The organism is Bacillus sp. FSL K6-1338 (assembly GCF_038006965.1).
GTDB classification, from domain to species: Bacteria; Bacillota; Bacilli; order Bacillales; family Bacillaceae_G; genus Bacillus_A; species Bacillus_A thuringiensis_S.
In genome coordinates this window covers 505,325-528,106 of record NZ_JBBOWI010000001.1, presented here as the reverse complement: position 1 = coordinate 528,106, position 22,782 = coordinate 505,325, and the positions used below count along the sequence as shown (strand labels likewise).

Genomic DNA, 22,782 nt, shown 5'->3' with positions numbered 1-22,782 from the left:
ATAAGTACTATTATAAAGATTTTAGGAAAAAATTTAAGTAAGATGACATAGGAAATTGAAGGCAAAGGACTTGAGGTATCGAATAAAAAGAGTTACATTAATAAAAAACGGAGGTGGATTTTTATGGACACAGCCACTCACCTTGTTATGGGTATCACTTTAGGTAGCTTAGCAACATTAGATCCAGCCATAGCACAAAGTGATATTGGCCCACAAGCTGTTATGCTTGCTACAATTGCTGGTTCCAACATTCCTGACATTGACACAGTTTTAAAATTGCGTAATAACGCTAAATATATAAGAAATCATCGCGGAGTTACTCATTCCATTCCCGCGGTAATTCTTTGGTCATTTCTTATAAGTGGCATCTCTTTCGCCTTCTTTTCAGACGCTCCATATCTTCATCTACTACTTTGGTCATTTATTGCAGTCTTCCTTCACGTCTTTGTCGATATTTTTAACGCCTATGGTACACAAGCATTACGGCCTTTCACAAAAAAATGGGTCGCACTCGGCGTGATTAATACATTTGATACCGTAATTTTCTTTATCCATATACTTGCAATTGCTTGCATGCTCGTCGGTTCTCATAAAGGATACACAGCCTTAGCAGCATATATATTAATGATTATTTACTATATCGGACGGGTTATGATGCACCGAAATATAAGAAGCGTTGTACACAAACGTTTCAAAAATGTCGAAAAGATTATCATTTCTCCTTCTTACCGATTTTATCATTATCATTTAGCAGTCGTTACAGCTGATTATTACTACGTTGCGAGATGGCACCGTGGTAACATCATGATATATGACAAATTCGATCGGGTACCGTTCCCAGAAAATGATATTATGCGAGCAGCTAAACAAGATGAAAACATCTCGGCCTTCCTATCTTTCTCTCCTGTATATCGCTGGGATATTTTTGATCATGATCATTATTATGAAGTACGATTCATTGATTTACGGTATCGCAGTAAAGATTATTATCCATTTGTCGCGATTGTTCAGCTCGACCATAATTTAAATATTATTAGTTCCTATACAGGATGGATTTTTAGTGAAGAAAAACTTCGAAAAAAGCTGGAATTACTTCCACATTAAAAAAAGCGACTTAAGTCGCTTTTTTTAATGTTTCAAATGATCTTCTTGATTAAATAAATGGCTATACTTCGGATTATTTGTACGCATTTCATGAAGGCGTACACCATGATTATTAATCCATGATCGTACCACTTGCTCAGTCATTTCCTCACCTTGATAACGCCCTGATTTTGCATAAGTTGTTTGAAAATCTTCCCAAAGTAATTCAACCCACGCACGTGCTTGTCCGTAAGAAAGCTTGTCATTCTTATCTAATAATTCTTTCGTTAATGCTTCATAAATATCATTCATGTTCTAATCTCCTTTTCCCTATTTATCCCTTCATTTCTAAAGGATAGTTTCTTCTGTTTTGCACATTCTATAAGTGATACTTCTTAAAGAGGTATCAACTGATGATGAGGAGGGCGTTCGCAATGGGTAAACAAGCCGAATTTTGGTCTGAGTCAAAAAACAACAGCAAAATCGACGGTCAGCCGAAAGCGAAATCACGCTTCGCTTCGAAGCGACCTAACGGCACAATTAACACGCACCCACAAGAACGTATGCGTGCTGCAAATCAGCAGGAAGAGTAATACAGTTACAACCTAAAAAATTAACTTCCTACACGAGGTGATAAAGATGAGCTACCGTGATCGTTTAGATAGTCGTTCTGAATTATTTAACCATACGTGGACTCGTCCGAAACATGCGAAAGCGCAAGTTAACGGACAGACGCAGCAAACCCAGTCTCTCATTATATTGGCCAACGAATGTAAAAAACGCCAATTTTAGAATCTCCTATCTCCTTTAACGCCTACCAAAGATGAAAACCAGAGAGATATTTGCTCTCTGGTTTTTATTTTTCTTGCAATAAGGAAATTGGTATTCCAATCTCTTCATTATCATTTTGTTTATAACCCCAAGCGAATACCCCATTGAAGTAAGTAATTTTAAATAATATACCAGGTTCTTCTATTAATTCATATGTTTCACCAATATGGAATTTGTTTATATCAGTCATATAAGCGCGAGCCATTGCCATCTTTCTCATTAATACATCGAACTCATTTACAATTCCAAGCTGTTCAGCCTTTATTGCTTGCTCCTTCAAATCCCCAATTTCTTCTCTAAGCTCATGTGGTGTCATTTCACTGTAGCGTTTTGGCATATTCATCTCATTATTCCCCTCATCCCTCTTCACGTTTCATTTGTAAAAATATCTCTATCTCATCAATAGAGAATCCTTTTCGATATAACGCTTGTTTCATCTTGTTTTCAAATGTCCATCCATCATACTTCTTATATTTCTCATAATACTTATTCCCATGATAGTGTAACGCTTCTTGTTGCTTTTCGTCATCTCTTTCGTCTTTCAATTCTTCCAAACAAATTTGAATTACTTCTCTAGAATACCCTTTTCGAACAAGCATCTCATCCAACTTTAGCTTCATTTGTAAAAAAGAATGCTTTTGATAAGATTTTTTTTTCTTTTCTATGAGAAACAAGGCATTCTCAATTTGCTTTTCCTTCGGATATTCTTGTAAACTATGCATAATAATTAAATCCTGAACACCTTTATTTAACAACTCTCTTTTAATAACAGTTGGACCTTTTCGATTCACATTACTTTGCGTTCGCGTATATAAAACCGCGTACTCTTTATCATTAATATATCGGTCATGTAATAATTTCGAAACGACTTCAGAGATGATGGCCTGTCCCACTTCTTTTTTTCGTAAAAAATCTTCTATTTCTTGTTTTGTTCTCATTTGATAGGATAAATAGGAGATTGCTTGTAAATATGCTTTTTGTACCTCTTCATTGTACAAAATATTTCCTAACTCTATTTCATCAATTTCTAAGCCTTTTTGTAATCCATGTTTCATTAAGATTACTTGATCCACACTAAACCCGTACTCTTCACCTTGGCCTTTATCAATATAAATATTAAATCGTTCTTTCGATCGCTTTTGTACTTCTATTTTTGTAATGACAGCCATACTCTCACCTCCCTATTATTTTAACATAATCGAGGAACATTTTTTCTTTTCAAGAATATATATAATGAGGAGGAAATGATTATGAAAATCGCAATTTCTGGTGGCACTGGTTTTATTGGTAAATACCTCTCTACTTTTTTTATTCAAAAAGGATATATGGTCTACATTCTTACTCGAAAGAAAACTACTAGAACCTCAAACCATAACCTTCAATACGTACACTGGACACCAGATTTATCTACCTTTCCACTCTCCTCTATCGATGTAGTCATTAATCTAGCTGGAGAATCTATCAATAGTAGATGGACAAAAAAACAAAAAGAAACAATATTAAACAGTAGAATTCAAACAACAAAAGGACTTATTCAACAACTACAAGTAATGGAAACAAAACCACATACATTTATTAATGCAAGTGCTATTGGATACTACGGAACATCTGAAATAGAGTCTTTTACTGAGCAACAAGAAACTCCCGGAAATGATTTTTTAGCAGAAACAGTATTTTTATGGGAGCAAGAAGCAGCTAAAGCATGTTCTCTCGGAATAAGAACAATTTACACAAGATTTGGCGTTGTATTAGGTGCAGATGGCGGAGCCTTGCCAAAGATGTTACTTCCCTATCAATTCTATATCGGCGGCACCATTGGTTCTGGGAAGCAATGGTTATCATGGATTCATATAGACGATGTCGTTCGTATGATGGATTTCATCATACACAAAAAAGAAATTGATGGCCCTCTTAATATGACAGCACCAACACCTATAAGAATGAAGGAATTTGGAAAAACCATCGCTGTCGCAACGAGAAAACCACATTGGCTGCCTGTCCCTTCATTTATGCTTCACGCCTTATTAGGTGAGATGAGCATACTTGTACTAGAAGGGCAACATGTATTACCTATTAAAGCAATTAAACATGGATACCAATACACATTTCCGGCAATAGACCATGCATTACAAAATATACTTTCGCATACAATGTAGTACTTCTAAAACAAAATTTTACATGGGCCCTTTTAAAACTTTCATTTTCTAGGATCCGAAGCATTACCATACAAATAACCTTTCAGTTACTTTCCCTTAACTTCCATTAGCATTATAAAGTAACAGAAATGAGGTACCTATGAAAATATTGCTCAAACAAGCCATTGTATACCCTATTACATCTCCAAAGTTTCAAGGCGATGTACTCGTTACAGAAGAGCGAATTACCGAGGTCAAACCTTTTATTCAACCTACTCAAGATATGACCGTTATAGATGCACGGGCACTCCATCTCTTACCTGGCTTTATTGATGTCCATACTCACCTTGGTCTCTATGATGAAGGTACTGGTTGGGCTGGAAATGATGCCAATGAAACATCTGAAGTTTCAACACCACATATTCGTTCTTTAGATGGTATCCACCCTTTCGATATTGCCTTTCAAGACGCTGTGCAAAATGGAATTACAACCGTTCACGTTATGCCTGGTAGTCAAAATATTATCGGGGGTACTACTTGTGTAATAAAAACAGCTGGAACTTGTATTGATCATATGATTATTCAAGAACCTGCTGGTTTAAAGATTGCCTTTGGAGAAAATCCTAAAAAGGTCCATAGTAATGGAACGAAAGAATCCATAACACGTATGGGGATTATGGGGTTACTACGGGAATCATTCTATGAAGCACAACACTACGGGCACGAAGCTGATTTTCGAATGCTTCCTATTTTAAAAGCATTACGTCGTGAAATACCCGTACGTATCCACGCTCACCGAGCAGATGATATTAGTTCTGCGCTACGCTTTGCAACGGAATTCAACCTCGATCTACGTATTGAACATTGTACAGAAGGACACTTTCTTGTTGAAGAGCTTTCGAAACACAATTTAAAGGTTTCAGTTGGTCCCACTCTGACACGCCGTTCTAAAATCGAACTAAAAAACAAGACATGGGATACTTACCATATATTATCCAAAAATGGTGTGGAAGTTTCTATAACGACAGACCATCCTTATACACCCATTCAATATTTAAATATTTGTGCTGCTGTTGCAGTAAGAGAAGGGTTAGATGAGAAAACAGCACTAGAAGGAATCACCATATTCCCAGCGCGAAATTTGCGTTTAGAGGATAGAATTGGAAGTATCGAGGTTGGAAAAGACGCCGATCTCGTGTTATGGACTCATCATCCTTTTCATTATTTAGCCAAGCCTGTACTAACTATGATTGATGGAAAAATAATTTACAAAAAAAATAAAAAAAACTAGTTTATTTTTTTGACTAGATAAAGTATTATACGATTATAAACTGAATGAAACCATAATCAATTTGTGTCGTGATTATCATTTTCAAATTGATGAATGGGGAAGGCAAATGGTGCGCCACCAGCGTTAGAAACTGGTTCTAGTGGGTTCGATTCCCACCCCGAAATTTTTTAAAGATTGATATAAAAATTTCGAGGGTGGGGTGTTTTTTCGTCATGCTACCCTCGTGTGAGGAGGAGTTAGTATGTTGAAAAAACGCGACTTACACGACAGCCACGTTCTATACGAGTTAATGGTGGATCCAGCTGTCTTCCCTTTTGTGCGTCAAAAGGCTTATTCTTATGAAGAATATTTATTCTTAACGAAACAAACAATTGAAGCTGAAGAGCGTGGTGAATTAATTTCACGCACAATTTTAGATGAATGGGGTAACCCCATCGGAACAATTACTTTATTTGATGTGCAAGAAAAAGCTGGGTTTCTCGGGACATGGCTCGGCAAACCATATCATGGAAAAGGCTATAATAAATTAGCAAAAGATTCATTTTTTAGTGAACTTTTCTATGAATTAGATATTGAAACAATCTTCATGCGTATTCGTAAAATAAATATTCGTTCTATTAAAGCTGCAGAAAAACTGCAATATGTAAATCTAGCAAACGAAACAAGAAAAGCCGTATATGATGAAATTAACGCAAACGAAGAAGTATATAACTTATATGAAATTCCAAAAGATCAATACACACTTGCTACAATGCGAGATACAACCTTCCAAGATGCTCATCAATTAAAAGAAGCATAATCTAAATTTTCTGAAATGATAATCAATCATTAACATTTTCCATATGCGTATATCCCCTCATGTCTTTGGAAACGATAAATAGTAACTTTAAGACACGAGGTGATTTGTAATGGATAAAAAGAAACGTGATAAAGCAAAAAATACATTATCTAGTACACAAGAAGTTCTCTATCAACGAGAATTTCAAAAAGCAGATCGTGCAGCAGGATATCGCTCGAAAAGCATTTAAAGTGAAAATGAATAATTAGAAGTTTCCCCCCTAATTATTCATTTTCATTACATAATTTTCTCGACTGATAGAAGTAAGCAAAAAGGACCCTTATACATAAGGGTCCTTTTTGCTGTGGACAACTTTATCCACAAAACCAACGAAATTGTTAGTAATTTTCAAAAACATTTAATATTTTTCTATATTAAAGTATATATCAGCTGTTTTAATTGTGGATATTTTTCTAAAAATTGTGGGCAATGTGGATATAGTTGTTAATATTCCGACTTTACTGTTTAATGAAAGCGCAATCCTTTTGTGGATAACTAGCTGAATTTTCTTTGAAAATAATAAAGAACCCTCTTTACATATACAAAGAGGGTTTCATATTAAGTAAAAGATTGTGCAAGAGCAGGTGATTTAATAGGTATATGCCGCGGTTCTGCATGATTTTCTGCCAAAATTGCATCTACAATATGACCAGCTGGCTCTGGAAGATAGATGCTTTTCATTGCTTCTTTCATTTGAAGAAGCTTCACATCATCTTGTAATAATGCCTCTGTTTTTGCAAAAACCTCACTATCATCGCGAATGACAACTGCTGCTCCTTTTTTTTCAAAGTACATCGCATTTTCATTTTCTTGTCCTGGAACAGGTTTATATAAAATGACAGGTACTTGCAACGCTGCTGCTTCACTTAATGTTATTCCGCCTGGCTTCGTAATCATACACGAAGTAACTCGGAATAATTCATCAATATTTTCAACATACCCAAACACTTTTAATGCATCGGAATTTTGATTCTGTAAACTTAATAAATCCTGTTTTAAAGCTTCATTTTTCCCACAAACGACAACTACTTGTAAATTAGGCACTGACATAAATGATTGGCATAGTTCTTTTACATTTCCTAATACCCCATGAGCACCTGCTACAATTAGTAAAATCTTTTTATTCTTACATAACTGATATTTATTATATATGATGTCTGGATTTACCTTTAACTCAAAACTACTCCGAATTGGAATTCCTGTTTCAACAATTTGTTCCGCAGGTACACCGATATCAACCATCAATTCTTTCACGTGATCCGTTGCAACAAAATAACGATCTACTTCTCGATGAATCCATATTTTGTGCACGCAAAAATCAGTTAATACGTTATAGACAGGAATTGAAATCCCTGTTTGTTTCTTCAATTCTGGTACAGCGATAATTGGAAATGTATTAATTACAATATCTGGTTTCTCCACCTGTAACAGTGTTTTCAAACGTTTTCTTCCAAAGTTCGCATACCAAGATGCTATTTTCTTATCATAAATTTTTTCTACCCCGTAATAAAACAAACGATATAATTCTTTTCCTATTGTATAACTTTTTAAATATAAATATTTTGTAATGTCAGTTATAAATGGATGTGATTCTCCAAACAAGTCGCATACAATAACATCTTCAATTCCTTTTTGGCGAAATGTTTGTTCTAATGTTTTTGCTACTTGCACATGACCATTACCGTAATGTGCAGTTAATATTAAAACCTTGGGGTTTTTTATCAAACAAATCCACTCCTAGCTTTTTGTTTCTCCATATTGCATATACGACAATAGGAAAAACATTTTCCTTAAAAATTACATAAACAGATTCTAATAATTCCCTTTTCAGCTATGTACCTGTCGTGGATATGCAAAGCATATAAGATTGACCCCTTAATCCTATCTGTGCTCATATCTTTACATTATACTTTCCTATAAGAGCTTTCGCAATAACTTACAAATGTTCTCTATTCCATGATACTCACTCTTTTACTTCTTAATTCTTTTTACTATTTTGATTTCCCTTTACAATTATGTAAATTTCTCCACTTATTCCGTACAAAATTATGGATATTCTACTTTCAGTATACTCTTTTATCAATATATACTCTAGATTTTATTGTAAAGAAAGCAAAAAGCCTAATCCAATATTTGGATTAGACCGCTTGTAAAATATGTTTAGCATGTTCTACATTTTTCTCAGTAGGTGGTTCTACATTTGCGAGTGGATACTTATGTCCAAGCGCCTCCCATTTATATACACCAAGCTTGTGATATGGTAACACTTCAACTTTTTGAACATTAGACAGACTTTGAATAAAGCTAGATAGTTTTTGTAGATCCTCTTCATTATCCGTAACACCAGGAACTAATACGTGTCGTACCCAAATCGGTTTATCCTTATTCGATAAATAACGAGCGAATTGTAAAATATGTTCATTTGGTTTCCCTGTTAATTTACGATGCTTTTTGGAATCGATATGTTTCAAATCCAATAAAACTAAATCTGTATAATCCATTAAAATATCTAGCTTACTTTGGAATTCTGGTTCCTCAGAATAACAACCACCCGAAGAGTCGATTGTTGTATGGATACCAGCCTCTTTACACTTTTTAAACAACTCAATTAAAAAGTCTAGCTGTAATAATGGCTCTCCACCGCTAACTGTTATACCGCCTCCGGAGGCTTCAATAAATGGAAGGTAACATGTCACATCCTGCATCACTTCTTCAACTGTTATTTCTTTACCTTTACCGATTTCCCAAGTATCAGCATTATGACAATATTGACAACGTAATAAACACCCTTGTGTAAATATGACATAACGAATCCCTGGGCCATCAACAGTACCACAAGACTCTACAGAATGTATTCTTCCTTTTACCATGTTACTTCCTCCTTTATTGAAACAGCCTCCCTTCGCTATATATTAAGAGCGAAGGGACACTTTTTTCATTTACATGCTTTCATGCATTGTACGGTTAATTACATCAATTTGTTGTTCACGAGTTAATTTAATAAAGTTTACAGCGTAACCAGATACGCGAATTGTTAATTGTGGATATTTCTCAGGATGTTCCATTGCATCCATTAATGTTTCACGATTAAATACGTTAATATTTAAGTGATGGCCTTCTTTTACTGCATAGCCATCAAGCATAGATACTAAGTTACGTACTTGTACATCATCTTCTTTACCAAGTGCTTTTGGAATAATAGAGAATGTATTAGAAATACCATCTTGTGCATCTTCATATGGTAATTTAGCTACAGATAATAATGAAGCTAATGCACCTTTTGTATCACGTCCGTGCATTGGATTTGCACCTGGTGCAAATGGTTCTCCAGTACGGCGTCCATCTGGAGTGTTACCAGTTTTCTTACCGTATACAACGTTAGATGTAATAGTTAAAATTGACATTGTATGAACGGAATTACGATATGTTTTATGTTTACGAAGTTTATTCATAAATGTTTTCACGAGATTTACAGCGATTTCATCTACACGATCATCATTGTTACCGTATTTAGGGAAGTCTCCTTCAATTTCGAAGTCCACTGCAATACCGTTTTCATCCCGGATTGGTTTTACTTGTGCGTATTTAATTGCACTTAATGAGTCTGCTACTACAGATAGACCCGCGATACCTGTTGCCATTGTACGAAGAACATTCGTATCATGAAGTGCCATTTCAATACGTTCATAGCTATATTTATCATGCATGTAATGGATAACATTTAGTGTGTTTAAATATAGACCCGCTAACCATTCCATTGTCATATCAAACTTATGCATAACTTCTTCGTAATTTAATACTTCAGAAGTAATTGGTGCGTACTCAGGACCAACTTGTGCTTTTGATTTTTCATCTTTACCACCGTTAATCGCATATAATAATGCTTTCGCTAAGTTTGCACGAGCTCCGAAGAACTGCATTTGCTTACCGATTCTCATTGCAGATACACAACAAGCAATTCCGTAATCATCGCCGTAATCAGCACGCATAATGTCATCATTTTCATATTGAATTGCTGATGTTTTGATGGACATTTTCGCACAGTAGTTTTTAAAGTTCTCTGGTAATTGTTTAGACCAAAGAACTGTTAAATTCGGTTCTGGAGCTGGTCCTAAATTATCTAATGTATGCAAGAAACGGAATGAGTTCTTTGTTACTAATGGACGACCATCTAATGCAATACCACCGATAGATTCAGTTACCCAAGTTGGGTCACCAGAGAATAATTCATTATAATCAGGTGTTCTTGCGAATTTCACAAGACGTAATTTCATAATGAAGTGATCTACAATTTCTTGTACTTCTTCTTCTGTTAAAGTACCATTTGCTAAATCTCTTTCAATGTAAATATCTAAGAATGTAGAAGTACGTCCAAGACTCATTGCAGCTCCGTTTTGCTCTTTAATCGCCGCAAGATATGCGAAGTATAACCATTGGAACGCTTCTTGTGCATTTGTTGCTGGTTTAGAAATATCGAAACCATGAGAAGCAGCCATTTGTTTTAGTTCTTGAAGTGCACGCATTTGCTCAGATAATTCTTCGCGTAAACGCATTGTATCTTCGCTCATTACACCGCCAGTTAAATTTAAATCAGCTTTTTTCGCTTCAATTAAATGATCAATACCATATAATGCTACGCGTCGATAGTCACCGATAATGCGTCCACGACCGTATGCATCTGGAAGACCAGTAATAACGCCTGATTTACGTGCATTTCTCATTTCTGGTGTATAGGCATCGAATACACCTTGGTTATGAGTTTTTCTCCAATCTCTAAAAATACGACTAAGTTCTTTGTCCATTTCGTATCCATAAGATTCACAAGCTTGCTCCGCCATACGAATACCACCATATGGTTGTAAAGAACGTTTAAATGGTTTATCAGTTTGGAAACCGACTACCTTTTCAATATCTTTATTTAAGTATCCTGGGTCATGTGATGTAATAGAAGAAACAATTTTTGTATCCATATCAAGAACGCCACCGTTTTCACGTTCTTTTGTTGTTAAATCCATTACTTGATCCCAAAGTTGTTTCGTTGCTTCAGTTGCTTCTGCTAAGAAAGATTCGTCTCCTTCGAAAACGTTTACATTATTTAAAATGAAATCGCGAACATCAATCTCTGCTTTCCATTTTTCACCTTTAAAGTTTTCCCATGCGTTTTTAACATTTTCTAATACTTGAGTCATCCTAATCTCCTCCATTTTTGATTAGTACAGGACTAAGATTTTTTATATAACAGCTTACACACTTAGAATACTACTTTTTTAAGAAAGTGAACGAAATAGTTGTGACATGTTTGTGAAAAGTTGAGCAAACCACTATATATATAGTGGTAACTTCATTTAAAAGTCTTTAAAATTAACCCTTTCCTTAATTGTATTTTTTTGGTATTCTTATATACGAGTCCTATTTTGTAATATAAGAACAATACCCATTGTAGAGCTGTAATACTCTTATCTCCTAATCTGTTATAGTTTTTATAACAGAACAAAAAAGTGTACACATGTTGTACACTTTTTTGTTACTTCTATAAAACATCTCTTTTTCTATTGCCATCATAGAATCCGCCACGATTGTCTGTTAATGCAATTATTTGCTCTAGTCCCTCTATATGATCACCTATAATTCGAAGTACAGCTGGAGGATGACCTATTTTTGCAAAATGTTCACTGGGACGAATACGGTTCATCTTATCAACCTCAACACGATATACACACGCAATTTCAAATCCAGAAAGAAGAGCCTTCACTTGTGCTACACAAGGTGACAATAAAGATTTATACCCAATTGCTTTCAAACACTTGTGGCTAAATGCATTAGGTACCGCAATAAGTGATCCTACCCCTAAATCCTTTCTATCACAAGCTAAATTTAGTGCATACTTAAACGCAGTTACAAGATGAAGTGGTACTCTTAGATCTAAATAATGATTTAAATCATTTAATGCGACGTCCTTTCCATCTGCAATAGCTTTTGCAAAAGGATATAGCTCCCTAGCTGGAATAACAAAATCACCATCTATAAATAACACAATTTCTCCTTTTGCAAAATAAGTTCCAAGTGAACGCCCTACATCGTTTCCAAGGGCTTCTTTATATACAATTGTCGTTGCGCCCTTGTCTTTTGCAATCGTTGCTGTTTTATCTGACGAACCATTTACGACGACGATGATTTCAAAAGGTTCAATTTTACGAAGCTCTTCTATAACGTTTCCAATTGTTTTCTCTTCATCTTGTACAGGAATAACAACCGATAGTTGCTTTCCTTTATACAAATTGGATGTAACGCCCCATCCTTGATAAAAATCTTCGAAATTTAAAGTATGATAGACGCTATTCCTTTTCCTATTTCCATCATAATATCCCCCGCGTGTATCACTGCTTACTATCCGTTCCGCAACAGCTTCTATATGATCACCTATCATTCTTCTTTCAGATTGAGAAAGGCTCGTGCCATATGCAGCATGTTCAACCGGTCGAAATTTATTCGGCGTAATAACATCAATAGCACAATGACGGCTAATTCTCCATTTACTTTGTGCTATACGTAAATGAGCTACAATAGGATTAACTAAACATTCGTATCCAATACTCTGGACGACTTCTTTCGTCAACGCATGAGGTACAGATAATAAAGAATCTATTTTTAATTCTTCACGCTCTAACATTGCATTTAATATTTGACGCCACACTGTAACAGAATGGGGTTTTTGTTTCTTTAAAAACAATGCGTCCAAATTATTTAAAACGATGTCAGTCTGATCATGTAAAATCGGATTAAGAAACAATTGTAATTTTGAAGTTGGAATAGCAAAGTCCCCATCTATAAATAGTAATACATCACCTATCGCATATTTTGCGCCAACTGCACGTCCAACATCGTTTCCTAATAGTTCTGTATGCCTGATTACTTTACATCCTAACCGATTAGCAACCTCTTCTGTACCATCATTACAACCATTTGCTATTACAATAATCTCTACTGGATTTAACGGTTTTACCGATTGAATAACGTCTGAAATTGTATCCACTTCATTACTTGCAGGAATAATAACTGATAGCGACTTAGCCATTGTTTTCTTCATGAAACCACTTAATAGTTTCTTTCAATCCTTGTTCCCACGTTACTGTCGCTTGAAATTGAACAAGCTCTCTTAACTTCGTTACGTTCGGCCTTCTATTTGGAATTTCTTCAAAGCCATGTGGATATACTTCCTCAAAAGGAACTTGTATAATTTTTGAAGAAGATTTCGTTAGTTTTTTAATTGTTTCTGCTACTTCTTTTATACTCTTTTCGTTCTCGGAACCTATATTAATAATCTCACCATTTACCTTCTCATCCATTGCTCGAATCGTTGCCTCTACCGCATCACTTACATACGTAAAGCAACGTGTCTGCTTTCCATCTCCATATACGAGAATATCTTCTCCTTGCAGGGCCGCACTGATAAATCGCGGGATTACCCCTGCATACGGACCATCTTTCGCTCTTGGACCATAAATATTAAAATAACGAACAATTGTTACCGGTAAACCTTCTAATGCGTAGCCTAAACATAATGTTTCTTCTAATGTTTTACACACTGCATAACTCCAACGTATTTTAGAAGTTGCCCCGTACAATCGGTCCCCTTCTTCTGAGAAAGGCGGTTTGCCCTTGCCATATACTTCGGAAGTAGATGCAAAAACTACTTTCTTCTTTCCTTTTAATGCTGCTTGTAAAATGTTTCTCGTTCCATCAAAATTCGTTTCAATGAGCTCTATACTTTTTTCCATTGTCGTTTTAACACCTAAAATTGCTGCTAAATGAAACACTACATCATGTTGATTTACTAACTCATAAATAGAATTTTTGTCTAAAACACTTATTAGAATAACCCGCATCTCTCTCATTAGCTCATTATGATACTTATTTTTCCCTTTATAGAAGTTATCCACAATCGTGACTTCATAACCCCTTCTAACCAACTCTTCAGCTAAATGAGATCCAATAAATCCGGCCCCACCTGTAATTAAACATTTCTTACTCATACACTCACCTTCTTTATAATTCCCCTTGTATCTATTACTCGGTTCATTCCTTTAAAAAGCTTCCAATCGATATTAGAATGATCAGTTAAAATTAAAATACAACCTGCCTCTTTAACTGTTTGTTCATCCAAGGCAACGGATTGATACACCTTATCTCCAATTTCTGCAGAAGAAATATATGAATCATGGTATTTTATCTTGTATCCTTCTTTTATTAGTAATTGAATAATTGGCAAAGCCGGTGATTCCCTCAAATCATTTACATCTTTCTTATACGCGATTCCTACAATTAAAACTAGTCCGGGTGATTGCACCATGCCCTTTACTTTCCGGACAATTTTCTCTGGCATTTCTTCATTAATTACATGTGCCGCCTCAATTAATTGACTAATTGCCCCATTCTTTTTTATTCTCCATTGAAAATATAAAGGATCTACGGGAATACAGTGCCCCCCTATCCCTGGTCCTGGCCAATACGGAGTAAATCCAAACGGTTTTGTAGATGCCGCTTCAATAACCTCATAAAAATCAATCCCTAAACTTTCACATAGTGTGTTTAACTCATTTACTAAAGAAATGTTAACTAAGCGCTGAATATTTTCAAATAGCTTACACATCTCTGCTACTTTCGGAGAGCTAACAGGTACAACTAAGTCAAAAATGCTACTATATAAATCCTGTACTTTTTGTTTGCACTTTTCTGTTTGTCCACTAATAACTTTTGGAATAGCTTGAACTGAATATTGACTATTTGCTGGATCAATTCTCTCAGGAGAATATCCAATATAGAAATCTTCTCCTACCTTTTTGCCGGCTTGAGAAATAATAGGAATAATAACTTCCTCAAGTGTGCCTGGGTATGTGGAACTTTCAAAAATGAAGGTTTGTCCTTTTTGGAGATTTTGTTGTATATAATGCGAAGCTGAAATGAGGGCACTTAAATCTGGTTCTCTTCGTTCATTAATTGGAGTTGGAACAGTAACAATAACATAATCACTATTTTGGAAATCAGTAATACCTTTATCTGGTGTATTTACTATTAATTTATTTTTAGTCAATAAACTTTGTAACACTTTAGAAGAAACATCTGGAATATAACTTTCTCCTTTTATAATCGATTCTATTTTTCTAGTATCTTTATCTAATCCTAGTACGGTATATCCTCTTTCTGCAAAATGGACTGCTAAAGGAAGACCAACATACCCTAATCCAATAATAGCTACTTTACTACTAGCATTCATCTGTATTCTTTTCTTCCTTTCTCAATTGTTGAATAATGTCTCTATCGCGATCTCCATCCGTAAAACTCCCACGTTCGTCTGTATATTGTAATAGATAAGCAATCGCCTCAAGTTGATCACCGAAAATACGGTCAAATGCCGGAATACGTCCATTTACAAACCCATGTTGCTCCGGGCGTACCCGATTGGTTTTTATAACATCTACAAATTCTACTGCTGTAATAGAAAAAACCTCCAAAATAGCTTTCATTTGGGCTAATGGCGGAATAACAAGCGAGTCATATCCTATTTTCTCTATTACCCTTTTATGCATAGCATGTGGTACTGCCGTTAATGAGTTATTCCATAAATCCGGTCTTTTCGCTACTAAATTCACAAAATATTTCCCCATACTAATTGGATCTGCAGGATGAAACATATCTAATAAGCATTGTAAATCATTTAAAACCACGTCACTTCCATCTTCAACAGCTTGCAAAAATGGAGTGAGTTTTTTTGCTGGAATAACAATATCACCATCAACGAATAAACAAATATCTGCCGTAGCATGCATGGCACCTATCGCTCGTGCTACATTATGTCCAAGCGCCTTCGTAAATTCAACAACAATAACATTTTCTAGCTTTGCGTGTTTAACAGTCTCAAAATCTGCGCCATTCGCGACAACAATAATTTCATCTACCCCTGCTTTTTTCACTTCTTGTATAACAGATCTTATCGTCATTTTTTCTTCTGACACTGGTATAATCGCACTATATTTCGCTTTTTCCTTCTTTAATACAACGGGTTTATAGTTCCCTATAAACTCTCTATCCCTGTTTCCCTCCGAAAAACCGCCGCGTTTACCATATGTTTCGATTACGTATTGTAAAGCACGTAAATGATCACCCATAATACGGCTAGTCGCTTTCGGATAAGGAGAACCAGGTGATGTTCCCGTATGCACAGGACGAACCTTATTTGTGTGAATTACATCGACCGAAGCCGTATCAACAATATCTACTCCTCTAGACATCGCCATCGCTTGAAATAGTGCTGGATCTGCTAAATTCCACCACCCAAGTTTCTCGATAACTTTCCTGTTCATCGCATGTGGAATTGCGATTAAAGATCCAACAACAAGCTCCTTTTTATTCAAATAACGATTCAACATGAACTTTCCAACTGTCGTATAATGTGGTCTCATCTTTAAATAAACCGACCATGTTAAATTATTCACAACAATTTGATGCCCTTGTTGAATCCCTTTCACGAAACGTTGTAACTCTTTACTATCAATAACAATATCACCATCTAAAAACAAGACAATTTCACCTTTTGCTTCTCTAGCTCCAATAGCCCGTCCAACATCATTGCCAAGAGAATGTTTATAATAAATCATGTGACAATGATGTTGTAACGCTATTTCTTTCGTCCCATCTGTTGACCCATTATCTACCACGATAATTTCGTAAGGCTCGAGCTTCTCCACTTCTACTAAAACTTGCGATAAAGTACTCGCTTCATTGTGCGCTGGAATAACAACTGATACTCTCATACTTGTATCACGCTTACCCTTCCAATCGAACATAAGCAATAATAGGAGTACGCACAATTACATCTTCCGGTGGTCCATAAGAAGGAGAAGTACGCACAATTATCGCCCCATCTATCACAGATAAAAGAATGCCTGTAACAATTTCTACAGCTGTCACAACTTGCACTAGCTCACCAACATGGTTACGTAATTCATCAGTAAATAACATATATAACTCTCCTTTCTTACACTTCTTTAATTGATATAATGCTTGTAAATGGTAATAAAACTTCAGTTCCTATTCCTTCTTGCAATGTTAAGAAATCATCACCAACTGCTACAATAACGCCTGTTAATTGTCCAACCGTCACCGTAATTTCTACGTTTTTACCTAAATACTGCTTTGCAATTTCTTTAAAAGGTGATGTATTGCATTCTTTTAAAATATCACAAATAATAGATTGAAATTGACTTGATTTTATAAATTCTTCCGTAGCTTGCTTAGAGTTTCTTTGAATAAACCTTGCAAAGTTTTGCGAAAATAAAAGTCGTTCCACAGCAGGCAATAATTTGTCATCTAAAAAATAGCCTAATTGTCTATTAAATAATCTCGATAACTTATGCCAATATTTTCCGAACAGACACATACACTTCTCCTCCTATTATTTTTAGATTACAAAATTTTACATCCATACATCTTAATGTATACAAAACAGATATTTTTGTGATAGGTAAGACATACATTTTCTAAAAGAAATATTTGTTTAAGGGCATAAAAAAAACTATCCAAAAGGATAGTTTCTTACACTTCAATATTCCGCAACATTGTATAAATGTCGTTATTCACTTTACCAAACGATTTAATGTTGTTTTGGATGTTAGATAATAAAACGACATACACACTTCCGCTTTTACTAAATCCATTTAAGCAATTCCATCCTGGCATTACACCGTGATTCGAATAACTTCCTGGGTCTACGTACCATCCAAATCCGTAATCTTTTTTTCCGCCTGTAAACATTTGATCATAGCTCTCTTTTGAAATTAACTTTCCAGAGAAGAGTGCTTCGTTAAATAAATATAAATCATGTGCACTCGTATATATATCACCACAACCATATAGTTGTGACATGCTCGGAATATTAGGTGTTGTCATATTGTTATTTACTATTTTATAACCCGTTGATGGGAATCTTGTTTGTTCTAATTCTGTGCCAAAACCAGAATGTTTCATACCCACAGTAGCAAAAATATGTTGTTTAATATATTCTTCGAGCGGCTGTCCACTTACCTTCTCGGCAATGTATGCAAGTATAGAGTAGTTCGAATCGGAATACTTCCACTTCTCTCCTGGACCACCAATACGCTTTTGATTTCCTATTCGCTTTATCAGTTCTTCATGAGAAATATCTTCTTTTCCCTGCTCATATTCTGGAATCCCTGATGTATGTGTTAATAGATGTTTTAGCTGAATACTATTACCTTGTGGAAAATCTGGAATATACTTCGCAACAGTATCTTCTACTTGTAATTTTTTTTGATCTTTCAACTGCATAATAGCGGTTGCTACAAACGCCTTTGAAATAGAACCAATATAAAAAGTCGTCTCTGAATTATTGGGTACTTGCTGCTCTTTATTTGCCATACCGTACCCTTTATTCAGAAGAACTTTTCCGTTCTTCACAATAACAGCTGTCCCGCTAAATCCTGCGTTTTGTAAATACTGGTCCAATTGAGCGTTTTCATTAATTTCTTGAGGTGGTCCTTCAGTAGGCTGTTCCGCAGCTTGCGCTTGCTTCACTTGTTCTTCCTGCTCTTTTTGTTTTTGTTCTTCTTGCTTCTTTTTTTCTTCTTCTTTCTTTTTTAGCTCTTCTTGTTTCTTCATTTCTGCTGCCGCTTTTAAAGTTTCTTCTTTCTTATTATGCTCAACAATTTTTGTATACATGAAATATACAAGTGATAATAGTAAGACGAGAATGATTGTCCTTTTTATGTATACAATCGGCCGATGTGCTTTCCCATTCGCATTATTTTTTTCCTGATCCATAATTGCTTTTTTCCCCTTACTCACCAATAATTTAATTCCTCTACTAAAGATTTATTTTAGTAGATTATGGATAATCCATTCTATATCATCCCTACTTTATCACGCACTGCAGATATTACCAACCCATATGTACAAAAAAGAAAAAGAAAATTTACAAAAGTAAGATTCCCTTTAAATTATAAAAAAAAAAAGAGGATATCCTGTAAAAAATTGATGTTATCAATCTTTTTGGACATCCTCTTATCTCATTATTTATACGTGTTTTTTCATATCATCGGCAACAGATTCAACATTTGTACCTACGATAACTTGTACACTTGTGTCACTTAATTTCATAACGCCTTTTGCACCGGCACGTTTTAATGCTGCTTCGTTTACTTGACTAGCATCTTTTACTTGTAAGCGTAGACGTGTTGCACAGTTATCAATAACTGTTAAGTTTTCTTTTCCACCTAGAGCTGCTACGTAAGTTTCACCAATTGAACCTGCAACTGGTGCATCCACATCTTCAACTAACTCATCGTCATCTTCACGACCTGGAGTTTTTAAGTTGAACTTCTTAATTAAGAAGTAGAATACTGCAAAGTAAATTGCTGCATAAATTAAACCGATACCTGCTAATAATACAGGTTTTGTTGCAATACCAAAGTTAATAACATAATCAATAGCACCTGCGCTAAATGTGAAACCATCACGAATGCCAAGTGATGTTGTTATGAATAAAGAAAGACCTGTTAATACTGCATGCACACCATATAATACTGGTGATAAGAACATGAATGAGAATTCGATTGGCTCTGTAATACCAGTTAAGAATGAAGTTAATGCTAAACCAGCTAACATACCAGTAACTGCTTTGCGTTTTTCTGGTTTAGCAGCCGCAATCATTGCGAAACACGCTGCTGGTAAACCAAACATCATAACTGGGAAGAAACCAGTCATAAACATACCTGCTGATGGATCTTTTGCAAAGAAACGAGCAATATCACCATGAACAAGATCACCAGCTGCATTTGTAAAGTCACCAAGTACAAACCAGAAATAAGTGTTCATTACGTGATGTAAACCGATTGGAATTAATAAACGGTTTAATAATCCGAATAACCCTGCACCGATTGAACCTAGGTTTACAATACCGTGTGACACTGCATCAATACCAGTTTGGATTGTTGGCCAAATTTGACCAAATAATAATCCTAAAAGAAGCATTACAATAGACGTAATGATCGGTACGAAACGTTTTCCAGCGAAGAATCCTAACCATTCTGGTAGTTTAATCTTATGGAATTTGTTGTATAGTAATCCAGCGATAACCCCGGCAATAATACCACCGAGTATAGCCATATTTATTTTTGGTGTCAAAGCTGCTGCTTTAGAAACTTTATTCATCGTATCTGCTAATTTAGTTGGATCTACTGAACCGACTAAATCTTGAACACTTTTTAATTTATCATTTAATTCTGCTGTTGAGTAAGTAACACTTAAAGCATTAGTTGTATTCTTCATAACTAAATAACCAATTGCACCTGCAAGACCAGCTGCACCACTACCGTCAACAGATAAGCCGATTGCAACACCAATTGCAAAAATAAGTGCTAAATTATCAAAAATTGCTGCACCGGCCTGTGCCATAACAGGAATGTTTAATACGTCTTCTTGTCCTAGACGAAGCAATAATCCTGCTGCTGGTAGTACTGCGATCGGAAGCATTAAAGCTTTACCAATACGTTGTAAAAACTGCAACATTTTAATTCCCCCTAATTCAATTTATGAAATCGTTATCATTATAAGTACGCCTTAGAAAACGCTTTCTATTTACATAACCATAATAACATATAGTTGTATAGATGTGTAGTTTTTATTTTTGGATTTTTTATGGATAAATCTCCTATTTCCAAACTGTTATATAAAAGGGAAATTCTCCTTTTTTAATACAGAGGACGCGAAACGAACGACCTGCTATAGAACATGTAACTTTCGTTTTATCATTCCACTTTTTCATGTTATTATTTATTTCCGAGCATATCGGGAAAAGTAAACTTAGTTAATTCGAAATAGGAGCGTTGGTACTATGCAGTGCATTGAAACAAACAACTTACAACAGTTGTTAGAACAAGTAAAACCATATACAAAAAAAGGAAAACTTGCTACTTATATCCCCGAACTAGGAAATGCAAATCCAGACGATTTAGGGATTGCCATTTTCCATAAAGAATCAGAATATATCCATGCAGGCAACTCACAAACACTATTTACTCTTCAAAGTATTTCCAAAGTAATTACACTTGCCCTTGCCCTTTTAGACCGTGGCGAAGAATATGTATTTTCTAAAGTTGGAATGGAACCAACGGGTGACCCATTTAATTCTATTATTAAGTTAGAAACGACAAGTCCGTCCAAACCCCTTAATCCAATGATTAATGCAGGAGCATTAGCTATTACAAGCATGTTAGCAGGAAAAGATAACGAGGAAAAAACGGAGCGTATCCTTCATTTTGTACGTGAAATAACAGATAATCCTACTATTAATTATTCTTCTAAAGTTGCCAATTCAGAATTAGAGACAGCTTACTTAAATCGTTCACTTTGTTACTATATGAAACAAAACGGAATTATCGATTGTGACATCGAAGAACTTATGGATTTATACACTCGTCAATGTGCAGTTGAAGTAAACTGTATTGATTTAGCACGTATTGGCTTAATTTTTGCAATGGATGGATATGATCCATATAAAAAGAAACAGATTATCCCTAAACATATTACAAAAATTTGCAAAACATTTATGGTCACATGTGGTATGTATAACGAATCTGGTGAATTTGCAATCCGTGTTGGTATCCCTGCAAAAAGTGGTGTAGCCGGTGGCATTTTCGGCTGCGTAAAAGGTGAAATGGGAATCGGTATTTTCGGGCCAGCTTTAGATGCAAACGGAAATAGTATCGCTGGTTTTAAAATTCTTGAACTTCTTTCTGCTCAAGAAGGCTGGAGTATTTTTTAATGGAAAGTTATCCTGCTAGTATAGCGGGATTTTTTTATTTGATCTGTTATCAATATCCATACAAAAACGGTATTGAAAGTTTCTCTTTATTATGCATATTTGCTCCCCCCTCCCGAATAATATAGTACAACCTAGCGCTATATGTGGAGGTGTGAAAGATGAAACTAATATTTCAAATGGGAAAACAACCTGTTCTTGAAAAAACAATTCTTCTTTTTATATTGAGTATTGTAGAAAGCTTAAAGCTAAAAGTTGTTTCACTCGACGAAGCTCACCGATACATATTCAATTTAGAAGTACTTGAACTATTAATGGACCGGAACATCGATGATCAAGTACTTGAACTTATTCATTTCGGAATGGGACTTGAAGACATTCACCATGTGCTTCCTGAAGAACTTGAGCATACGATCGAAGAATTAAAGTGGCTTTGCATTCAAGTATTAAGTGAGTACAGTATGCATGAAGAATCCGAACAATTAATTGAAGATATACGGTAAAAAAAGCACCTATGTAGGTGCTTTTAATGTTTTTTCAAACTATTTTTATACGCCTCAATATTTACTGGTAGCTCTTCCTCTTCCAAAGTATGTTCATTTACATCTTTATGAATGAACGCACCTTTAGGTGGTTGATGATCATGCCCTTTTTTCTTATGATCAAATGCTTTCCCGCGTCCCATACAAATCCCCCTTTCTTAAAAGAAATCCGTATTAGTATGGAGAAAAGTACGTCGATATATGCAATCCCTTGCTGTATTTCCAAG

The 22,782-nt window shown here is 35.3% G+C and carries 25 protein-coding genes and 1 pseudogene; 9 read left to right on the top strand and 17 right to left on the bottom strand.

Annotation, left to right across the window (positions count from 1 at the left end):
• The first annotated feature begins 123 nt into the window (after window positions 1-123).
• Window positions 124-1,104 carry a metal-dependent hydrolase gene (locus tag NZ044_RS02820; RefSeq protein ID WP_000379114.1) on the top strand — a complete coding sequence of 327 codons (981 nt, stop codon included), beginning with the start codon at window positions 124-126 and terminating at the stop codon, window positions 1,102-1,104.
• A gap of 24 nt (window positions 1,105-1,128) precedes the next feature.
• Here the strand turns inward: NZ044_RS02820 and NZ044_RS02815 are convergent, their stop codons facing one another.
• A complete protein-coding gene (locus tag NZ044_RS02815; RefSeq protein WP_098506748.1) occupies window positions 1,129-1,395 on the bottom strand; it encodes a YfhJ family protein in 267 nt (88 codons plus the stop codon).
• Window positions 1,396-1,517: 122 nt separating this feature from the next.
• On the opposite strand from NZ044_RS02815, the gene NZ044_RS02810 reads away from it, so the two are divergent.
• Entirely contained in the window at window positions 1,518-1,676 is a 159-nt protein-coding gene (locus NZ044_RS02810; protein WP_000517891.1) for a small, acid-soluble spore protein K, read from the top strand.
• 46 nt (window positions 1,677-1,722) lie between these two features.
• Window positions 1,723-1,875, top strand: coding sequence for a YpzG family protein (locus tag NZ044_RS02805; RefSeq protein ID WP_000122093.1), 153 nt, complete (start codon window positions 1,723-1,725; stop codon window positions 1,873-1,875).
• A 64-nt stretch (window positions 1,876-1,939) separates the two neighbouring features.
• Here NZ044_RS02805 and NZ044_RS02800 read toward each other — a convergent pair whose 3' ends face one another.
• Both NZ044_RS02800 and recX read right to left on the bottom strand, forming a co-directional pair.
• The gene (locus tag NZ044_RS02800; RefSeq protein WP_001057028.1) at window positions 1,940-2,257 is read right to left on the bottom strand and encodes a YfhH family protein; all 318 of its coding nucleotides are present in this window, start codon (window positions 2,255-2,257) and stop codon (window positions 1,940-1,942) included.
• A gap of 13 nt (window positions 2,258-2,270) precedes the next feature.
• Window positions 2,271-3,083 carry a recombination regulator RecX gene (recX, locus tag NZ044_RS02795; protein WP_000268512.1) on the bottom strand — a complete coding sequence of 271 codons (813 nt, stop codon included), beginning with the start codon at window positions 3,081-3,083 and terminating at the stop codon, window positions 2,271-2,273.
• Window positions 3,084-3,164: 81 nt separating this feature from the next.
• Between recX and NZ044_RS02790 the strand changes: the two genes are divergently transcribed.
• From NZ044_RS02790 to NZ044_RS02775, 4 genes are all read left to right on the top strand, one after another.
• Entirely contained in the window at window positions 3,165-4,070 is a 906-nt protein-coding gene (locus NZ044_RS02790; protein WP_000684387.1) for a TIGR01777 family oxidoreductase, read from the top strand.
• A gap of 139 nt (window positions 4,071-4,209) precedes the next feature.
• Window positions 4,210-5,340, top strand: a complete 1,131-nt coding sequence (locus tag NZ044_RS02785; RefSeq protein WP_000698293.1) for an amidohydrolase — start codon at window positions 4,210-4,212, stop codon at window positions 5,338-5,340.
• A 241-nt stretch (window positions 5,341-5,581) separates the two neighbouring features.
• Complete coding sequence (locus NZ044_RS02780; RefSeq protein ID WP_000914737.1) at window positions 5,582-6,139, top strand: GNAT family N-acetyltransferase; 558 nt, start codon at window positions 5,582-5,584, stop codon at window positions 6,137-6,139.
• Between the two features lie 109 nt (window positions 6,140-6,248).
• A complete protein-coding gene (locus tag NZ044_RS02775; RefSeq protein WP_000358482.1) occupies window positions 6,249-6,368 on the top strand; it encodes a YfhE family protein in 120 nt (39 codons plus the stop codon).
• A 368-nt stretch (window positions 6,369-6,736) separates the two neighbouring features.
• On the opposite strand, the gene NZ044_RS02770 is transcribed toward NZ044_RS02775, so the two are convergent.
• From NZ044_RS02770 to NZ044_RS02710, 13 genes and pseudogenes are all read right to left on the bottom strand, one after another.
• Window positions 6,737-7,903, bottom strand: coding sequence for a diglucosyl diacylglycerol synthase (locus NZ044_RS02770; RefSeq protein ID WP_000594686.1), 1,167 nt, complete (start codon window positions 7,901-7,903; stop codon window positions 6,737-6,739).
• A gap of 413 nt (window positions 7,904-8,316) precedes the next feature.
• Window positions 8,317-9,048 (bottom strand): pyruvate formate-lyase-activating protein, encoded by a 732-nt coding sequence (gene pflA, locus NZ044_RS02765; RefSeq protein ID WP_000238468.1) that lies wholly within the window; start codon window positions 9,046-9,048, stop codon window positions 8,317-8,319.
• Window positions 9,049-9,117: 69 nt separating this feature from the next.
• Window positions 9,118-11,367: a formate C-acetyltransferase gene (gene pflB, locus NZ044_RS02760; RefSeq protein ID WP_000195467.1), complete on the bottom strand. Its 2,250-nt coding sequence runs from the start codon at window positions 11,365-11,367 to the stop codon at window positions 9,118-9,120.
• A 152-nt stretch (window positions 11,368-11,519) separates the two neighbouring features.
• Window positions 11,520-11,740 (bottom strand): annotated as a pseudogene (locus tag NZ044_RS02755) (hypothetical protein).
• Entirely contained in the window at window positions 11,709-13,253 is a 1,545-nt protein-coding gene (locus tag NZ044_RS02750) for a glycosyltransferase family 2 protein (RefSeq protein ID WP_012614731.1), read from the bottom strand. The pseudogene NZ044_RS02755 and the gene NZ044_RS02750 overlap by 32 nt, the downstream one beginning before the upstream one ends.
• Entirely contained in the window at window positions 13,246-14,211 is a 966-nt protein-coding gene (locus tag NZ044_RS02745) for an NAD-dependent epimerase/dehydratase family protein (RefSeq protein WP_000037051.1), read from the bottom strand. The genes NZ044_RS02750 and NZ044_RS02745 overlap by 8 nt, the downstream gene beginning before the upstream one ends.
• Window positions 14,208-15,452 (bottom strand): nucleotide sugar dehydrogenase, encoded by a 1,245-nt coding sequence (locus tag NZ044_RS02740; protein ID WP_000994265.1) that lies wholly within the window; start codon window positions 15,450-15,452, stop codon window positions 14,208-14,210. The genes NZ044_RS02745 and NZ044_RS02740 overlap by 4 nt, the downstream gene beginning before the upstream one ends.
• Window positions 15,442-16,989, bottom strand: coding sequence for a glycosyltransferase family 2 protein (locus NZ044_RS02735; RefSeq protein ID WP_098506768.1), 1,548 nt, complete (start codon window positions 16,987-16,989; stop codon window positions 15,442-15,444). The genes NZ044_RS02740 and NZ044_RS02735 overlap by 11 nt, the downstream gene beginning before the upstream one ends.
• A 13-nt stretch (window positions 16,990-17,002) precedes the next feature.
• Window positions 17,003-17,197, bottom strand: a complete 195-nt coding sequence (locus NZ044_RS02730) for a hypothetical protein (RefSeq protein WP_098506749.1) — start codon at window positions 17,195-17,197, stop codon at window positions 17,003-17,005.
• A gap of 16 nt (window positions 17,198-17,213) precedes the next feature.
• The gene (locus tag NZ044_RS02725; RefSeq protein ID WP_098506750.1) at window positions 17,214-17,615 is read right to left on the bottom strand and encodes a DUF2642 domain-containing protein; all 402 of its coding nucleotides are present in this window, start codon (window positions 17,613-17,615) and stop codon (window positions 17,214-17,216) included.
• A gap of 155 nt (window positions 17,616-17,770) precedes the next feature.
• Complete coding sequence (locus tag NZ044_RS02720) at window positions 17,771-19,015, bottom strand: serine hydrolase domain-containing protein (protein WP_000371815.1); 1,245 nt, start codon at window positions 19,013-19,015, stop codon at window positions 17,771-17,773.
• Window positions 19,016-19,267: 252 nt separating this feature from the next.
• A complete protein-coding gene (gene nagE, locus NZ044_RS02715) occupies window positions 19,268-20,761 on the bottom strand; it encodes an N-acetylglucosamine-specific PTS transporter subunit IIBC (protein WP_000938888.1) in 1,494 nt (497 codons plus the stop codon).
• Between the two features lie 142 nt (window positions 20,762-20,903).
• Entirely contained in the window at window positions 20,904-21,017 is a 114-nt protein-coding gene (locus NZ044_RS02710; protein ID WP_079245029.1) for a transcriptional regulator, read from the bottom strand.
• Between the two features lie 69 nt (window positions 21,018-21,086).
• Here NZ044_RS02710 and glsA point away from each other — a divergent pair, with 69 nt between their 5' ends.
• Both glsA and NZ044_RS02700 read left to right on the top strand, forming a co-directional pair.
• On the top strand, window positions 21,087-22,016 hold the full coding sequence (glsA, locus tag NZ044_RS02705) for a glutaminase A (protein WP_001149847.1): 930 nt from the start codon (window positions 21,087-21,089) through the stop codon (window positions 22,014-22,016).
• A gap of 158 nt (window positions 22,017-22,174) precedes the next feature.
• The gene (locus NZ044_RS02700; RefSeq protein WP_000766603.1) at window positions 22,175-22,516 is read left to right on the top strand and encodes a DUF3969 family protein; all 342 of its coding nucleotides are present in this window, start codon (window positions 22,175-22,177) and stop codon (window positions 22,514-22,516) included.
• 23 nt (window positions 22,517-22,539) lie between these two features.
• Here the strand turns inward: NZ044_RS02700 and NZ044_RS02695 are convergent, their stop codons facing one another.
• Window positions 22,540-22,698, bottom strand: coding sequence for a hypothetical protein (locus NZ044_RS02695; protein ID WP_000532409.1), 159 nt, complete (start codon window positions 22,696-22,698; stop codon window positions 22,540-22,542).
• Window positions 22,699-22,782 lie beyond the last annotated feature (84 nt).

What these genes read in the sequence shown, in the direction of transcription:
- NZ044_RS02820 (WP_000379114.1), top strand. Translation starts at nt 124, where the DNA reads ATGGACACAGCCACTCACCTTGTTATGGGTATCACTTTAGGTAGCTTA.
- NZ044_RS02815 (WP_098506748.1), bottom strand. Translation starts at nt 1,395, where the DNA reads ATGAATGATATTTATGAAGCATTAACGAAAGAATTATTAGATAAGAAT.
- NZ044_RS02810 (WP_000517891.1), top strand. Translation starts at nt 1,518, where the DNA reads ATGGGTAAACAAGCCGAATTTTGGTCTGAGTCAAAAAACAACAGCAAA.
- NZ044_RS02805 (WP_000122093.1), top strand. Translation starts at nt 1,723, where the DNA reads ATGAGCTACCGTGATCGTTTAGATAGTCGTTCTGAATTATTTAACCAT.
- NZ044_RS02800 (WP_001057028.1), bottom strand. Translation starts at nt 2,257, where the DNA reads ATGAATATGCCAAAACGCTACAGTGAAATGACACCACATGAGCTTAGA.
- recX (WP_000268512.1), bottom strand. Translation starts at nt 3,083, where the DNA reads ATGGCTGTCATTACAAAAATAGAAGTACAAAAGCGATCGAAAGAACGA.
- NZ044_RS02790 (WP_000684387.1), top strand. Translation starts at nt 3,165, where the DNA reads ATGAAAATCGCAATTTCTGGTGGCACTGGTTTTATTGGTAAATACCTC.
- NZ044_RS02785 (WP_000698293.1), top strand. Translation starts at nt 4,210, where the DNA reads ATGAAAATATTGCTCAAACAAGCCATTGTATACCCTATTACATCTCCA.
- NZ044_RS02780 (WP_000914737.1), top strand. Translation starts at nt 5,582, where the DNA reads ATGTTGAAAAAACGCGACTTACACGACAGCCACGTTCTATACGAGTTA.
- NZ044_RS02775 (WP_000358482.1), top strand. Translation starts at nt 6,249, where the DNA reads ATGGATAAAAAGAAACGTGATAAAGCAAAAAATACATTATCTAGTACA.
- pflA (WP_000238468.1), bottom strand. Translation starts at nt 9,048, where the DNA reads ATGGTAAAAGGAAGAATACATTCTGTAGAGTCTTGTGGTACTGTTGAT.
- pflB (WP_000195467.1), bottom strand. Translation starts at nt 11,367, where the DNA reads ATGACTCAAGTATTAGAAAATGTTAAAAACGCATGGGAAAACTTTAAA.
- NZ044_RS02750 (WP_012614731.1), bottom strand. Translation starts at nt 13,253, where the DNA reads ATGGCTAAGTCGCTATCAGTTATTATTCCTGCAAGTAATGAAGTGGAT.
- NZ044_RS02745 (WP_000037051.1), bottom strand. Translation starts at nt 14,211, where the DNA reads ATGAGTAAGAAATGTTTAATTACAGGTGGGGCCGGATTTATTGGATCT.
- NZ044_RS02740 (WP_000994265.1), bottom strand. Translation starts at nt 15,452, where the DNA reads ATGAATGCTAGTAGTAAAGTAGCTATTATTGGATTAGGGTATGTTGGT.
- NZ044_RS02735 (WP_098506768.1), bottom strand. Translation starts at nt 16,989, where the DNA reads ATGAGAGTATCAGTTGTTATTCCAGCGCACAATGAAGCGAGTACTTTA.
- NZ044_RS02730 (WP_098506749.1), bottom strand. Translation starts at nt 17,197, where the DNA reads ATGTTATTTACTGATGAATTACGTAACCATGTTGGTGAGCTAGTGCAA.
- NZ044_RS02725 (WP_098506750.1), bottom strand. Translation starts at nt 17,615, where the DNA reads ATGTGTCTGTTCGGAAAATATTGGCATAAGTTATCGAGATTATTTAAT.
- NZ044_RS02720 (WP_000371815.1), bottom strand. Translation starts at nt 19,015, where the DNA reads ATGGATCAGGAAAAAAATAATGCGAATGGGAAAGCACATCGGCCGATT.
- nagE (WP_000938888.1), bottom strand. Translation starts at nt 20,761, where the DNA reads ATGTTGCAGTTTTTACAACGTATTGGTAAAGCTTTAATGCTTCCGATC.
- NZ044_RS02710 (WP_079245029.1), bottom strand. Translation starts at nt 21,017, where the DNA reads ATGAAAAAGTGGAATGATAAAACGAAAGTTACATGTTCTATAGCAGGT.
- glsA (WP_001149847.1), top strand. Translation starts at nt 21,087, where the DNA reads ATGCAGTGCATTGAAACAAACAACTTACAACAGTTGTTAGAACAAGTA.
- NZ044_RS02700 (WP_000766603.1), top strand. Translation starts at nt 22,175, where the DNA reads ATGAAACTAATATTTCAAATGGGAAAACAACCTGTTCTTGAAAAAACA.
- NZ044_RS02695 (WP_000532409.1), bottom strand. Translation starts at nt 22,698, where the DNA reads ATGGGACGCGGGAAAGCATTTGATCATAAGAAAAAAGGGCATGATCAT.